The sequence below is a fragment of the uncultured Kriegella sp. genome (assembly GCF_963975415.1).
Classification (GTDB): domain Bacteria; phylum Bacteroidota; class Bacteroidia; order Flavobacteriales; family Flavobacteriaceae; genus Kriegella.
In genome coordinates this window covers 551235-566901 of sequence record NZ_CAXBGN010000001.1, presented here as the reverse complement: position 1 = coordinate 566901, position 15667 = coordinate 551235, and the positions used below count along the sequence as shown (strand labels likewise).

Annotated in this window: 13 protein-coding genes; 8 read left to right on the top strand and 5 right to left on the bottom strand. The window is 36.4% G+C overall.

Going from position 1 to position 15667, the window contains the following annotated elements; all coding sequences use genetic code 11:
* Positions 1-10: 10 nt before the first annotated feature.
* The gene (locus AACZ88_RS02320; RefSeq protein ID WP_339705594.1) at positions 11-1933 is read right to left on the bottom strand and encodes a BatA domain-containing protein; all 1923 of its coding nucleotides are present in this window, start codon (positions 1931-1933) and stop codon (positions 11-13) included.
* 124 nt (positions 1934-2057) lie between these two features.
* The gene (locus AACZ88_RS02315) at positions 2058-3065 is read right to left on the bottom strand and encodes a glycosyltransferase (RefSeq protein WP_339705591.1); all 1008 of its coding nucleotides are present in this window, start codon (positions 3063-3065) and stop codon (positions 2058-2060) included.
* Between the two features lie 353 nt (positions 3066-3418).
* On the opposite strand from AACZ88_RS02315, the gene AACZ88_RS02310 reads away from it, so the two are divergent.
* The 3 genes from AACZ88_RS02310 to AACZ88_RS02300 all read left to right on the top strand — a co-directional run bounded on the left by AACZ88_RS02310 (position 3419) and on the right by AACZ88_RS02300 (position 8137).
* The gene (locus AACZ88_RS02310; RefSeq protein WP_339705589.1) at positions 3419-4681 is read left to right on the top strand and encodes a cell envelope biogenesis protein OmpA; all 1263 of its coding nucleotides are present in this window, start codon (positions 3419-3421) and stop codon (positions 4679-4681) included.
* A 123-nt stretch (positions 4682-4804) separates the two neighbouring features.
* Positions 4805-6493: a type IX secretion system membrane protein PorP/SprF gene (locus AACZ88_RS02305; RefSeq protein ID WP_339705586.1), complete on the top strand. Its 1689-nt coding sequence runs from the start codon at positions 4805-4807 to the stop codon at positions 6491-6493.
* Between the two features lie 1014 nt (positions 6494-7507).
* Positions 7508-8137 carry a response regulator transcription factor gene (locus tag AACZ88_RS02300; RefSeq protein ID WP_339705583.1) on the top strand — a complete coding sequence of 210 codons (630 nt, stop codon included), beginning with the start codon at positions 7508-7510 and terminating at the stop codon, positions 8135-8137.
* 224 nt (positions 8138-8361) lie between these two features.
* Here the strand turns inward: AACZ88_RS02300 and AACZ88_RS02295 are convergent, their stop codons facing one another.
* Positions 8362-9249, bottom strand: a complete 888-nt coding sequence (locus tag AACZ88_RS02295) for a helix-turn-helix transcriptional regulator (RefSeq protein ID WP_339705580.1) — start codon at positions 9247-9249, stop codon at positions 8362-8364.
* Between the two features lie 275 nt (positions 9250-9524).
* On the opposite strand from AACZ88_RS02295, the gene AACZ88_RS02290 reads away from it, so the two are divergent.
* Positions 9525-9932 (top strand): DUF983 domain-containing protein, encoded by a 408-nt coding sequence (locus tag AACZ88_RS02290; protein ID WP_339705577.1) that lies wholly within the window; start codon positions 9525-9527, stop codon positions 9930-9932.
* 78 nt (positions 9933-10010) lie between these two features.
* Here the strand turns inward: AACZ88_RS02290 and AACZ88_RS02285 are convergent, their stop codons facing one another.
* On the bottom strand, positions 10011-10367 hold the full coding sequence (locus AACZ88_RS02285; protein ID WP_339705575.1) for a pyruvate kinase: 357 nt from the start codon (positions 10365-10367) through the stop codon (positions 10011-10013).
* Positions 10368-10856: 489 nt separating this feature from the next.
* Between AACZ88_RS02285 and AACZ88_RS02280 the strand changes: the two genes are divergently transcribed.
* From AACZ88_RS02280 to AACZ88_RS02265, 4 genes are all read left to right on the top strand, one after another.
* Positions 10857-11576 (top strand): alpha/beta hydrolase family protein, encoded by a 720-nt coding sequence (locus AACZ88_RS02280; protein ID WP_339705573.1) that lies wholly within the window; start codon positions 10857-10859, stop codon positions 11574-11576.
* 484 nt (positions 11577-12060) lie between these two features.
* Positions 12061-12834, top strand: coding sequence for a YHYH protein (locus tag AACZ88_RS02275; RefSeq protein ID WP_339705571.1), 774 nt, complete (start codon positions 12061-12063; stop codon positions 12832-12834).
* 10 nt (positions 12835-12844) lie between these two features.
* Positions 12845-13453, top strand: coding sequence for a toxin-antitoxin system YwqK family antitoxin (locus tag AACZ88_RS02270; RefSeq protein ID WP_339705568.1), 609 nt, complete (start codon positions 12845-12847; stop codon positions 13451-13453).
* A complete protein-coding gene (locus AACZ88_RS02265) occupies positions 13422-14120 on the top strand; it encodes an SCO family protein (protein WP_339705565.1) in 699 nt (232 codons plus the stop codon). Before AACZ88_RS02270 ends, AACZ88_RS02265 begins: the two co-directional genes overlap by 32 nt.
* A gap of 7 nt (positions 14121-14127) precedes the next feature.
* Here the strand turns inward: AACZ88_RS02265 and AACZ88_RS02260 are convergent, their stop codons facing one another.
* Positions 14128-15600 (bottom strand): M20 family peptidase, encoded by a 1473-nt coding sequence (locus tag AACZ88_RS02260; protein ID WP_339705562.1) that lies wholly within the window; start codon positions 15598-15600, stop codon positions 14128-14130.
* Positions 15601-15667 lie beyond the last annotated feature (67 nt).

Sequence of the window (15667 nt, the reverse complement as noted above, 5' to 3'; positions counted from 1 at the left end):
TTACTTAAAGTTATTTTAAAAACCGTTGGATAAGAACTTCCATCAAGATGAAAACTATGGCTAAAATAACAAACCATTTCCAAAGCTCCCGTATACGATTGTCGTTCTGTATATCTTGAAACACAGAAGCAACGGACTCCTGCCGTGTTGCTGGACTGATATCCGCCAAATCTAAATAATCGACTCTGCTCTCGTTCCTAGCATAATTAAAACTCAAACTTTTAAGTGAAATCTCTTTATGCATAACCTCATATATACCATCTTCGTAGGGCGCGTCGTCAAATGACAATCGAACTTTATTGGCCATTGACCGTTGTCTTGGAATAAACTCGGTCGTTCCCTTTGAAACATGAAGAATATTATCTTTTGTCAGTTGCACTGGAATATCTATTTCTGCCGAATTTCCTAAAATATAATATAGCTGGTTTAGTTTGAGACTGTTTTGCCCGATATTATAAAAACTGGGAACGATTAAAGGCGAATTTTGAAAATTTGAATTTTCTATTGATAGTGGTGCTGTAAAAATGTAAAGACCTCTGTTGCCAACTAAAAAAGGGTCTTTGTTATCAAAGGATAGGGCGGTCGGCAAAGTGGTTTTTATGGTATAATAGCTCGAAACTTTTGGGTATTGAAAATTGCTAACATTTTTTTCGAATACATTTTGGTATAATGGATGTGAAAAGTTGATGCCTGTAATGTTTCGCTCTAATAGGTTTTTGTTTGCAAAGAAAGATGAAGAATAGGAGGATGTCAGTTGGTTGTATGCGGTTATATCGATTTCTAAATTAGGCACTAGAATCAAGCTTCCGCCGTCATCGGTAAATGAATGGATACTGGTGGTCAGTGAAGTGGGTATGGTTGCCAATTCATCAAGTATAATCAAGTTTTGAAGCGGTAAATCCTTATAGTCTAAATTCTTTAAAGTGAAGGAGGAAAAAATAAACTCATCTTCAGAAAAAATACGTTCGAGGTAATTATTATCTGATGTCTTGATGGCAAGAACTTTAATTTTTTCTTTTTCGTCTATGTTAAAATAGAATTGATTGTCATAGGTCAGGCCAACATCCGAAATTTCTATTTCCCCCCTGATTGGCTCGTTTTTAGGAAGTGAGAAAGTTACTTCGGCTTTATTTTCGACATTAAATACTGCGGAGGTCTTGGCTATCAATTTATCTTCATTGAAAAGGGATACTGCAACATTCTCTGCAGCACCTACCTCGGAAAGTAAGGCATTGACTTCTATATTTTCTGTAGTGGTTGGCGCAAAGAAAACAGAGTCTATCGATACGTTGGCGGTCTTGTCGGGAAGAAGTTGCACATAATGGGATGAATTTAACAATACCGAATCGATGGTTGGCGATGGGTGTCGACCTTGAAAATCTGAAATCAAGATTAAATTTTTTACCGAATTCTTAGAATCACTTAAAAACGTACCTGCCTTAAGGTATATCTCATTCAATTTCAATTGATCGGGCGAGTAAGTAAGGGACAGTAATTCGTTTTGAATGGCGTTCAATGTTACGTCTTTAAAAACCTTTTTATTGGTGAATAGATTAAAAACTTGATCTTTTGGTATTTGTTTGATCAACTCTTGAACGGCATGTTGTAGTAATGTTTCATCGCCTATTTTTGCCTGCATACTAAAAGAATCATCAAGGTATATAATGGTTTCTTTCTCTTGTAGGGCCGAGTTAGCGGCAAAAAATGGTTGGGCAAATGCGAGAACTAAAGCTGAAAGTAATGAAAGCCTTGTAATCAATAGCAACCACTTTTTCAAAGTTTTACTGCGTCGTGATGCCGCTTGTACTTTTTGCAGAAGTTTTACATTTGTAAATGGGGTTTTCTTAAATCTGCGAAGTTGAAAGAGATGTATTAAAACAGGAATCAGCAGTAGCAATAGGCCCCAAAGTAATTCCGGATGTTTAAACGCCATTTACTGAAAAAGATTTGGCAAATATACTTAATTCGAGGTTCAAAAGTTCAAAGAACGGGTTCAAAATTTGGCAGTAAGTCAGTTGGCCTGATAAAACCTATAAAGTAATGGGCTGGGCAGAAAATCAACAAAAGAAAAAATAATCTGTCATGCTATTTTGCCCCTTTTTTGAAAAATAGTCATGAATTATAGTCTGGGCCTGCTCGTTAGCAACCGTAATGATGCTTTGCGGATTTTTTAAGCTCTTCAATACCGAAAAATGCTGCATTGTTTTACCGTAGATATCTTTTCCTATTTTTTTCGGGTTGTCACAAAGCCAAACATAATCAATGTCTTTTTTCTTTAATTTTTTGGCTATCGTTTTTCCTTTGTTTCCAGCACCCCAAATTACCAGAGGTCGAGAAATGTCCCGATCAAGTTTGAGAAAATAATGCAGTTTGATATCCAAAAAGTAATTTTGGGCGTAGTGCTCGCTGGTTCGAGATGTTCGTGTGTCATAATCGCGCCAAAAATGCAATACTTGATGGCACGGAATACATTTTAGCTTTTTTTCATAAAAACGAAATGCCAAATCGTAATCTTCAGGGTAACGGTTGGGGCGAAAAGCACCACAGCTTTCCAGGTCTTCCTTGTGCGCCATCCAGCAAGGGGAAGGAATAACACATTCCTTGTATATCTCCGTGTAGTTGGATCCTTTATCTGTTAATCTATTCAGCCATTCCTCATAACGGGCGTAACCATTACTTATACCACGTTCAGAAAAATACCGCACTTGTCCAAGGGCTAAATGCCCAGGGCCATTTTTTAGCAGTGCATCCACCATAGCTTGTAGTTTGTTTGCAGGCATGATGTCATCAGAATCCATTCGGGTAATATATTGTCCGTTGCACAGTCCATAGGCAGTTTTAAGGGCATCGATTATCCCAAGACCATTATTGTCAAAAACCTTTATGCGCAAATCTTGTTTTGTAAAAGTCTCGACAATGGTTTTGCTATTGTCCGTAGATTGATCGTTAATGGCTAAAACTTCCCAATACGCATAAGTTTGCTTTGTGATAGACAATAAACACGCTGTAAGAAAAGCTTCAGTGTCTTTAAAAGGCATGAGAATACTGACCAATGGTTTTTGCATGTTGCAAAGTAAAAAAAGATAAAAGCCTTACAAAACAGAAAGATCTATTTCGTATGTTTTGAAAAGTACTCTGAGACACTTTTCCGAAGTTTGATTTTTTAAGGCATCGGAATCAAACAATTAGAACGACTTATTCGAAATAGGGGAAAATTGAGCATATAATTCGTTTAAAAGGTAATTTCCTCCCTGAATTATCATCCTAATTTTTAAGATTAATGGCTTAAATATTCGACGAACGGTCAAATTTTAGGTAAAAAAAGCCAAAAAAGGTGAAAACCTATGAATTATTACTAATAAAAGGTCCACAACATTTTTTGATCTTTGTACTTGAAATAATTTAAAATGATATCCCTATGAAGAAAATCTTAACCTACAGAGTTGCCTTCGGATGTTTTGTAACATTTTTTTGTTATTCGATGTCGGCACAGGATTTGAAAAATTCAAGTTCTGAAAAAACAAGTTCGTATGAGCATGTTAAGAGGCAAGAAAACTATCAGCAATTAAAAAATTCAGGATACACTGACAAGGAAATTTTCGAGGATCTCGGAAATGCCAACTTCCTGGCAAAAAACTATGAAACCGCAGTGTTTTGGTATTCAAAACTAAAGAAGATTAGTAAGACCGGTACGTTAGGTTCTAGTTACAGCGAGCGTTACGAGTTTGCTCTTGCCAAATCGAGCAATACCATTGCTTCAAGCGACACACAAAAAGATTGGCTGGGTCAAATCGAAGCAGATTATAAAGTAGCAGCGGAAGTCCCCGATAATTCCAGAAAGTTTAAAGAATTGGACTTTACAAGTAGGGAAGCCCCGCAATCACTTAATGAACTGGTGCAATCTGAAATAAAGGAAGTTAATGGATTGGAGGACCTTCATACAGGAAAGCCAGAAGGTGAGAATATCTATAAATCACCGATTGCATTGACCGCCGATGGTAAAACAGCTTACTTTACTAAGGCTGTATATGAAAAACCCTTATATGGACTTTTTTCGAAAAAGGAATTGGTTCATAAAATATTCAAAGCTGATAATTTAGGTGATAAATGGGGTAATGTACAAGAAGTAGCTTTGTGCCCCAAAAACTTCTCAGCGATGCACCCTGCGGTATCGAATGATGGAAAACGGTTGTTTTTTGCATCAGATATGCCAGGTACTTTTGGCGAGTACGACATTTACGTATCCAGCATTAAAAGTGATGGAACCTATGGTGTGGCGAAGAACTTAGGTCAAAAGGTGAACACCAAGAAGAACGATCTCTACCCTAACATTGTAGGGGTGAACACACTCTTTTTTGCGTCGGAAGGACGAAAGGGCCATGGTGGAATGGATGTTTATATGGCGCAGGTAGACGAAAGAAAAGTAGGCTTGGCAGTCAACCTAGGCGACCCTATAAACAGTGATAAAGATGATTTCTCTATTTTTTTAATGACAGAAAAAGATATGGGTTATGTAATGTCTAACCGTGGCAGAGATAAAGATACCGTGCATCGTGTAGCCTTCTCTTATGGTGATAAAAAGAATGTTGAGTCTGAAGAAAAGCTGAGCAGTAATTTTTTAGCCTCTTTGAACAACGATCTAAATGTTGATTATTCCTCATCTGTTTTTGAAGATGAATAAGAAGCTTGGCGAAGTGTCGTAGGTGAAAATTTTACGACTTACGATGCTTGAGTGCCCAGGCTAGTAAATAAGTGCACATATATTTAAAGATTACCCAAAGTATAACGTTAATCCCCCCAAATTATGAACTCTAATAAAGCTAAAACAAAAAAATGTCTGCTGCTTATGTTCTTTGTGGCCTTGAGTATACAGACAACCTATAGTCAAGAAGTGAATCCTGCTCCTAGTTCGAGTAATTCGTATCATAATCAATTGTTCTTCAATAGATTTTTGATTAACCCGACATTCTCATTGGTTAGGGAAAATAAATCATATTTGAACATTCTTAATAGAAACCAATATGCTACATTCGAAGATAATTATCAGAATTATTATGTAGGTTTCAGCAATAAATTGAATGACCATACTGCAGTAGGTATCGGTGTTTATAGTCAATGGTCTGGAGTGATACAACAGTTTGGATTTAATGCCAACTACGCCACTTCGGTAAAATTAAGCGATAAGAGTAAATTGACATTTGGAACAAATGTTACTTACTTTAATGAAGGTCTCGATAAAAATCGTGTTACTGGAGCAGAAGACGACCCTGCAATTCAGGAAGCTACTAAAGAAAGTAAGCTTGCAATTCAGCCGGGCATTACCTTGTCAACAGGTAAATTTGATTTCGGTTTGTATGCCCAAGACTTATTTAAATACAATCAATCTACCGATGATTTTACGACATCTTTGAATGATAAAAGCATCAAAGCTTCAGTTCAGTATACCCATTCTTTCATGGCAACACGGGGTTTATTTGCAAATGGGAGGCTAATGCCACTTGTGCAAATAGGTAGAAATGAAGATAGTTCTTTGTCTTATGTTGGTGCATTGCTATTAGATTTACCCAAATACGGGTGGGTACAGACAACTCTTGATGATCAATTCGGAATGTCTGCAGGTTTTGGTTTTAACCTTAGCAAAAAAATGTCTTTGGGTTATTTGATGGAGAAAGATTTATCAGAAGGAGATGTTGATCTCGGTTGGAACCATGAATTGACTTTGGCATATACTTTCAAAGATAATAGTGGGGTAGGTGCATTCGCAGCAACTTCAAATGATGACAAAATCGATCGTATCGTAAGAAACTACGAAGAGCAGATTTTGCAGTTGATGGAAGAAAAGAATAAGAGTGACAACAATGAGGGTAAGAAAGAAATAGAGCGAATGGTCGAAGAAGAAGAAAAGGAGGTAGAATACGATGCTAATTCGCTTGCCTATCAAAATCGAATGATTTTAGATGAATTGATATTAAGACAAGATTCTATTGAGTCGGCAAGGAAAAAGGAATTGGCAGAAGGGTTCGAAGCTATCGTAGAAATCTTAAGAAAAGATATAAAGGAGAACTTCAAGGCTGCCTCGGAAAATTATAGGGTGCCAGAAAATACTGTATTGGCACAAACTGAAACAACCCCTGTAAAAGAAGTAAATTCTTCGATATCTGATCAAAAATCATATGTGAAACTTCCGATAAAAGTTCTAAATCAATCAGATATTATTGGTGTTGAGTCTGGGTATTATGTAATAGCCAATGTCTACAAGAACAAGAAGTATTTAGATGCCTTTATGCACAGCCTAAACGAACAAGGTCTGGATGCAAAACAATTTTATAACAAAGAGAACGGACTTCATTATGTGTATTTGGCTGATTTTAATTTTAAGGAAGATGCTGAAACAGCATTTGTGTCAAATTTAGATGGTAAGTATAGAGATGAAAAGTGGATCATGCAGGTAGATAATTCAATGGCTACCGCTGCCAATATTTACGAAGATTAAATAATATTGAGAAGAACCTTATAATTAGGTTCAGTTATCTAAAGATGTTTTTAAACAATTGATGATTAAAAATATATGTGTCTGAAAAAAAGGAGGGGAAATCCGGGGGGATATCAACCCCTCCTTATTCCAGAGGAGCGCAAGTTCCTAGCAACAAAAACTGTTTGACCACCGATTAAAAAATATGTGTCTGAAAAAAAGGAGGGGAAATCCGGGGGGATATCAACCCCTCCTTATTCCAGAGGAGCACAAGTTCCTAGCAACAAAAACTGTTTGACCACCGATTAAAAAATATATGTGTCTGAAAAAAAAGGAGGGGAAATCCGGGGGGATATCAACCCCTCTTTTTTATTGTGTAAGACACAGCATGAACGTAATTTTTACGCTTAGTACAACCGATGTTCTTAAAAAGACGGACTGCAGCAATGCTATAGGTATTTACGTTTTTTAATAAAAATAGAACAATCTAGCTCTTTTATTAACGATTTGATAATCACTAATGCATTTGAACGAATAGTCTTGTTAAAATTATTTGAAAGCGTATGGGTTTTATATATTTACATTATAATTTAACCTACATTACGTTAAACCCCAAATCCCCCCAAATCATGAGATTAAATCTTAACCTCAAAAATCACCCATTAGGTAAAGTAAGTGTTGATTCTAAATTCAACCACAGGTTCAATATACCTATATTGGATTATTCCTAATTAGGGAGTAAACGCTACCCTATTTTTTAGCTTTCGCTTTGAGAGATTTTTATTTCCAGCAAAACGTGTAAAGACGGTTTATCTATAAACCTTTTGGCATGACTCAAACATTTATTGTTTTGGTCAAGGCGCCATAGGGTTTCCAGTGACCCTGTCAGCTCATTTTGAAGATTATTTTATACTGTTTTTTTGAGATAGTTAAGATTTCTTTCAAGAGATTGCTACACCCCAAATTTTTCAGTTTAACATTTGGTGTTTATGCCTTATTTAAAAAGGTTGAATACTGATTAAAATGCCATGAGCTATGGAGCCAGACACCCTAAAAATTATTATCATTGATAATGACCCGGTATCTCACGCCGTTTATCAACACTATTTTGAAACTTATTCGGATTATTCTTTGGAAGCCATTTATTCGTCCGTCAAGGATGCCCTTAAAAATTATGATACGACTAAACCCGATATCATTGTATCTGAAGTTAATATGCCGGAAATCGACGGAATCGAAGGCATTCGTCTTTTTCGTAAAAAGGATCCCCAAGTGAAAATCATAATGGTCAGTGACGAATCTGATTTTGATTTTATTAAAAATGCTTTTAAAAATGGTGCAAATGGTTATATGACCAAACCCATAAATGGAAAAAGGCTATATAATGCACTGGATTCGATTCGGCATGAAGGGGCAGCTATGAGCAACGATATTGCCAAAAAAGTTATCTCAATGTTTCAAAGAAAATCTTATAAATCATTCTCTGAAAGGGAGAACCAAATTATTGATTATCTATGTCAAGGTGCAACCTATAAAATGATTGCCGAAAAACTTTTTGTAACTACCAGTGCCATAAACTTTCATATTCAGAATATATACTTGAAGCTGAATGTGAATTCAAAAGCAGAGGCTATTACGAAGTTAGAGCAATTGGAATATGCATAGACCGCAAATCTAAATAATTTTGTGCAGCGCTTTTTTCAATAGAATAATCTGAAATGGACTGAGACTGCATCATCAGGTATAGATATTGGTTATCAATAAGTTTTCCATCTTTTGGTAATCAATTCCTCCTTTGCCAACAAAAGCCCATAACCTATGTGTTGTGGGCTTTTACTTGAATTCATATTCTTTAAATATGATGGTTTACAGGAATTTTTTCAACTGCTTTATACCTTATATCTGTCATAGCGTTTTTTGAATGCCAAAGGAGAACTACCTGTTTTCGATTTGAATACCCGTGAAAAATAGGCATAATCCTCATAACCTAGTAATTCTGCAATGGTTGTCAAAGAATTATTCGAATGTACTATAAGACGCTTTGCTTCTAGTAGTATGCGTTCTGTTATTAGCTCAGTTGTAGTTTTATTTATAGTGGTTTTGGTAATTCTATTTAGATGTTTCGGCGTAATATTTAGTTCATTGGCATAAAACTGAGCTGATTTTTGAGTCTTGTAGCCCGTTTCTATTAGTTTGTCCAAAACCTCTATGGTTTTCAAATAGGTAGGAGATGAATTTTTTTTCGAGTCTCCAAAATCAGCGTAAAGTCGACTCAGGTCGATATAAATAATAGTTATAAGGCTGGCTAATTTTTGTTCTTTATAGATTGATTCCTGATGATACTCTACATTGATTTCATCGAAGCATTTTGCAAATCTTAAAACTTCACTTGTGGTTAAGGACAGGTGCGGGGGATTTTTGTATGAATAGTAAAATGGAAATTGTGTCAATTTTGTGTTTGAAAAACTAAATTCATAAAAAGATCGAGTATGAAAAAAGATATAGCCTTGGGGCGGGCTATGAAATTCCCAGCAATGGGTCTGGCCTGGTTGCAAGAAAAAAACACTTCCTCGTTCGATTGGGTAAGAATTAAAATCAACTTCGTGTACTCCTGAACCTTTTAAAAATAGGACACAAAGAAAGAAATCATGTTTATGTGGTTTATAAACAATAGTTTCATTTTCTTTCAAATGTTGTTTCAGGTTGTTGCTATAAAAACTTGTTGTCGATTCTTCGTGTTCAAATTGTTCAATATTGAGTATAGGTACAATTTTCATCGCTTGTGTTTATGTCCTAAAAGTACAAATAATGGCACTAATTTTATAAGTGCCTAGAAGGCTGATGTTAATACCTTTGTCTTAAGAGATTTTAAAATTGATAGATTAAACAGGAATATAAGTTTTGTGTTTTTTTAGTTGGATTTAATATGTGACTCCCCCGTTAATGTGGTATTTTATATTATTTCACTGAAAAAATATAGTTTAAACCGACTTTGTTTTTAATGATTTTGAGATTGATGAAATTACTTGGAGTACAACATAAATAAGAGTATATGAAACTGTTAAAGGGAACCAAGGTATATAGTATCTTAACTGGTAATTGTCCTGTTTGTCAAAGTGAAAGTATGTATTCGGTACAGAACCCATATAAATTGTCAAGCACCTTGAAAATGGAAGAGCGTTGTAGCCGATGCAGAACAAAGTATAAAATTGAACCTTCTTTTTTTTATGGAGCCATGTACGTGAGCTATCCTGTAGGGCTTATCTTTGCCGGTACAGCCTTTGTCTTGACATACCTGGCTTTTGATTTTAGTTTAATTGCCACCTATGCCGTTATTGTTGCAGTTATGGTTCTTTCTTTACCTATCATTCTACGAATTTCTAGAAACATTTGGATCAACTTCTTTATGCATTATGGTAGCCATAAAGTGCCTTTAAAAAAATCGAATACCCGGTTTTAGATTCCGATAATAATTCACTCTTGAATTGATGTATGGGTATTAAGTTGTATCTCTTAGGAAAGTTGAACAGTAGAAGGTTCATTCCAATTCATTTCGTTCTTTGAAAAGTTGGTAGATCCACTGTTTTTCTTCCAATGAAAATTCCTTGGTCTCAAACCAGTCATTAGCGGCAATTTTTTGATTTTCAATTTGCGCGTTTCGTATGGCTTGTATAGACACCAAATGCCAATGCACTCCTTTTTTTCTAGAAACCGAATATCCAATATCTTCAGTGATATAGGAGATTTTCGGTATATTTATTAATCGAGTTCCATCTTTTAAAACGGCTAGGGTCTTCGTAGTTTCTACGACTTCAGAAAAGGTATAACGGATAAAATCGGCAAAGCCATTTTGCCTCGCATTATAAACTTTATCACCAATTTTTAATTTCTCCATAGGGCTCAAAAGTGCACAAAAATAATAGCTGCGTACTATTTTAGAACTATGATCGACTTAGAAATTATTAACAAAGTCCAATGCCTTGATTCTAAGGCGTAATGGTAATCGTTGTGTTATAGCAGTCCAATTAAACAAGAGGGGACGGTCCCCATCTATAACATTGGAAGTTTCTTTTACTTTTTAGATAGAGCCTTGTTTAAAAACATCATAGCATTTGACCCTGTTTCAGAAAAAATGTAGTGTGCCAACTTGTTTTGTAGTGGGGTATATGGGAAGAGTTTATGAAACTTCGTTTAAAACTTGTACTTTTCCTTCGAAAATACAAATCCTAAAAATGAAGTTTTAAGCGATAAAACTAGAAGGGGGAATAATAATATAAAAGTGATTACGACCATGAGAATACCAATTCATTTTATACTTTGTTTTTGCTTTACGCTAGCTGTGCACGCATCAAGTGTTGATACACTAGTAGTTTTAAGCAAAGCCATGAATAAAGAAATAAAGAACGTGGTGATCAAACCTGATTCATATAATGCTACAGGCAAAGACTATTCCGTGGTGTATTTACTGCATGGTGCTGGAGGAAATCATCGAGATTGGCTGGGTAAGGTTCCTGATATTCAACAATATGCAGATGTCTATAATGTTATGATCGTCTGTCCCGATGGCAGTAAAACCAGTTGGTATTTTGATAGTCCTATAGATGCCAAAATGCAATATGAAACTTATGTGAGTAAGGAACTCGTTGCTGCAATAGATAGAAAATACAATACCAACATCACAAAAAGAGGTCGCGCGATCACAGGCTTAAGTATGGGTGGCCATGGTGCTTTCTACTTGGCCTTTAAACATTCGAATGTTTGGGGAGCTGCTGGCAGTATGAGTGGTGGAGTTGATTTTAGACCATTTCCGAACAATTGGGATATTGCGGAGCGCTTGGGTAGTTATGCCGAAAACAAAGAAGCTTGGGAAGCTAATACCGTAATCAATATGGTTCACCTAATTACTGATAAAAGCCTGAAATTGGTTTTTGAATGTGGCGTGGATGATTTTTTCTATGACGGCAATAAGAGATTGCATGAAAAACTATTAGAAAGGAATATTCCACATGATTATACCGAACGCCCAGGAAAACACGATTGGAACTATTGGGAAAATGCCATAAAATACCAGATGTTATTTTTTGATGATTTTTTTAAGGAGTAACCGTTTCTACGTATTAATGCCTTTTTGAAACTGTGCGTTCATATTTAATTACGACTCATTTTTTTTCGAATTTTAAAGCACTTTCGAACAGGTTTAGTATTTCTAAATTTCCTTTTCGATAGATACAAGCGCCGCAATGCTCTAAAGTTAGCCCTGCATATTTTTTAAAAAAGATTATGACATGTTTTTGCTGTTCTTCTAGATCTAGCAAAAACTGGAAAACGACCCTGTCCAAGTCCATTCTGAAGGGCATGTGTTGGTTATTTTACAAAGACGCGGTTATATTTACGTTTTCTCTTCTTTCATTCACTGAAAACTTTCAGCCATTCACTGAAAGGGGTTCAAGCGCATTCGATCATTGTTGATATTTGCTATGATAATGATGAATTGTTGACCAAGGATAAATTGTAGAATCCCCTAAACCTAAGACACTGGTACCCTATAGGTGGTGAATATAAGCATCCGTCAAATAGATAAAATATAAATGATGAAAAAAAATGAAATCACTTTAAAGTATATTCCTTTAATGACATTGACAGCGATCATTAGTATGGTTTTATTGGCTTGCAGCACCGATAGTACAGATGATACGCTCGAAGAAGAGAGCGAGGAAACAATTCCTACAGAACTTCATGCAGCTTTTTCGGCTTTTAATACAGATGCTACCACCATATTTCTCGACGGGTCAAATGTAGTTATAGAAACTACAGGTTTGCCAGACCATGAAACTGTTTACTGGGGAGAGGGCAATAGTCTCTATAGGGAAGAACCTAATGTAGCTACTACGCCGAGTATTATGACCAGTAACAATAATGCCACAACCATTACAGTTGATGCGACTCCAAATTTAACTGGAAATACGGTTTCTACTCAATTAAACACAATAGGTATAGCAGTTAGTGGGGCATCTATATTTAATGATCAAGAGGGAAACGGTGCATTGGATCAAGCTGCAGCGAGTTTAGATTGGACAGGAGCCCATATCGGTCCTGGTGTTTATCACTATCATCTAGAGCCAAAGGCTTTCACCGATGATGACGATAAATTATTGGGGATTTTATTGGATGGTGTTTTTCTTTATGGTCGAAAGTGCAATTCGACAGGAAGCTATCCCACAGACTTGGATAGTTCTGGCGGGCATACCGCTACAACGCAATACACCGATGGTGAAGAAGAATATCATTATCATATTATAAACGAATTGTACTCGACCACGGGCTCTTATCTAGCTTTTGCTGGCCCATATCAAGGGTATTAATTCTGAAAATATGAGACTGTTTCTAGCTTTTATAGTGGTGATACTTCTTCTTACACAATGTAAGGAAGTTCCTGTTACCGCAACGGTAACCGAGAAAGTTGTTATTATTGACAACTTAGAAATACCAAAAGAGGATCTTGTTCTGAATCAGGTCGAAGGCAAATGGTACTATCAGGGGCAACCCTTCAATGGCTACTCCTTAAAACTCCATGAAAACGGAACTTTAGCTGAGAAGCTAGGTTATTTTAATGGTAAAAGGGAGGGTGTTGCGAGAAGATGGTCAGAGAACGGCACACTTCGTATAGAATCATACTATAAACAAAACCGTTTAGTAGGAACCTATAAAAGCTGGTGGGAAAACGGCGTGTTGGCCCAAGAATCCCAATATACCGAAGGGATTCTAAATGGAACTGAAAAAAAATGGTATCCCACGGGAGAATTGGCCAAGATGCGGCAATTGGTTGATGGTAAAGAAGAGGGGTTGCAAAAGGCTTGGTTGCAAAATGGAAAGCTATATGTGAACTATGAGGCCAAAAATGGACGTATTTTCGGTATGCGAAGAGCGAATTCATGTTATAAACTAGAGAATGAAGTTGTTGTTAGGGATAAAAAAATATAGTCTTCTTTTGATTCTTATGTCGGGAATCTTCACGAGTTGCAAAGTCGAGACAAAAAAAGAAAATAATAAAGTAACGCAAACTAGTCGGGTAGTGCACTTGCCTTACTATAATGATGAATCTTTTACCCCTCATTGGTTGACCCCAGACAGTGAAGAAGAGAAGGCCTTTCATAAAATCCCTGATTTTAAATTGGTCAATCAATTGGGGGATACCATTTCACAAAAAACCTTTGACAACAAGATTTATATTACCGATTTTTTCTTTACGACCTGTCCGGGTATTTGCCTAAAAATGACAGGGAACATGCAAAAAATACAGGAAGCGTTCAAAGATGATTCTGATATATTACTAGTATCACACTCGGTAACGCCCTCTATAGATTCCGTTTCGGTACTTAAGACATATGCCGATAAAAATGGGGTTATTGATAGTAAGTGGCACTTGGTTACTGGTGACAAAACAGAAATCTATGACTTGGGTAGAAACCAATACTTTGTTGAAAATGACTTGGGAATTCCCAAAGATATAAATGACTTCCTACATACCGAGAATTTCTTACTTATAGACAAGGATAAACACATTCGCGGTATTTATAATGGACTGAACAGGGCATCCATAGCGCAATTGATAACCGACGTAAAAGCCCTGAAATCAGAATTAAACTAGCCTTATCTTACCTAGAAGTACTATTTCTGATCAACTGATGATAAAAACGAATAGAGTTTTTAAAATCGCTTACTGGCAACCTTTCGTTTAACCCATGAAAAGACTTTATATTCCCTTTATTCAGTGTGGTGGCCGAAAATCGATAAATGTTGTCAGAGATATCATTAAAATGTCGGGAATCGGTGGCCCCGACAACTAAATAAGGAGTAATCAGTACTTCGGGAAAAATTTCCGATATCGTTTTCTTCAGGGTTTCAAATCCGAAAGAATGGGTGCTTGAGACCTTTGAGGGATTAGAATTAAATTCACCATTAGAGATAGAAATACGTTCATCATTGATGAGCCTTTCGACTCTGGCCGTTACAGTTTCAATTGTTTCTCCCGGAATAACCCTGAAATTTACAGTAGCACTTGCCGTTTGCGGTATAATGTTGTCTTTTACCCCACTGTTAAAAACTGTAGGTGAGGTGGTCGTTCGAACAAGTGCGTTTCCAGAAGCACTTTTTTCGTAAATGGAAGTAATTACGGAACTGAACAGCGACTGGTTGGCAAATACCAGTTTATTGACAAATGGCATTTCAGGTCCCAAATATTCTATAAAACCTTGGATGGGTGGAGAAATTGTTGCAGGAAAAGGTGTTTTTTTTAGTTTGACAATAGCATTGGATATAACATCTATCGCCGTTTCTTTTTCCGGCATTGAAGAATGCCCGCCTTCTAATTTCACCGATAATTTTAAAGAAACAAATCCTTTTTCTGCGACGCCTATGAGCGCTACATCTTTCTCAATTCCGGGGACCATTTTTTGCACAATACTTCCACCTTCGTCGAGCACAAATTCTGCTTGTACTTTTTCTTCCTTTAAAAACTTGCCTATTGTCTTGGCGCCTCTTAAGCCACCGATTTCTTCGTCGTGACCGAGGGCTACATAAATACTACGTTGAGGCTTGAAGTCCTCTTTGAGTAACAATTCTAGGGACTCCATTATTCCGATTACTCCAACTTTATCGTCTATTGTTCCTCTGCCCCAAACGGTGTCGTTTATGATTTCGCCACCAAAAGGCTTATGCTTCCAATCCGGTAAATTTTCTTCTATTACCGGTACCACATCAAGATGCGCCATTAAAATAATGGGTTTTAAAGAAGGGTCAGAACCCTTCCATTTATAGAGAAAGCTATAAGAATTAAAAGTTTTCTTTTCCAATATAGAATCAGCTAGGGGATAGGTAGTTTTTAAAAAGTTTGTGAAATCCTGAAATTGAATCGAATCAAAATCGATCTCATTTTCAGGGGATACCGTTTTGATTTTTATGGCATTGGAGAAATTCTCTATAGCAGTGGTCTCAATATCAAGAATTTCAATAGGCTCGGCATCTAACTGCAGGGACTGGAAGGTGAACATGTTAAATAGTAAATATGCTATGAAAAGAATTAGTAATGCCGTTAGGGATAGAATGGTTTTTTTTAGTCTTTTCATCATTTAATAACTTTTAAGCTGTTGAGGGTCGATAGGCCTTCGTAATTTGAACCAATCAAAATTAGCGTGT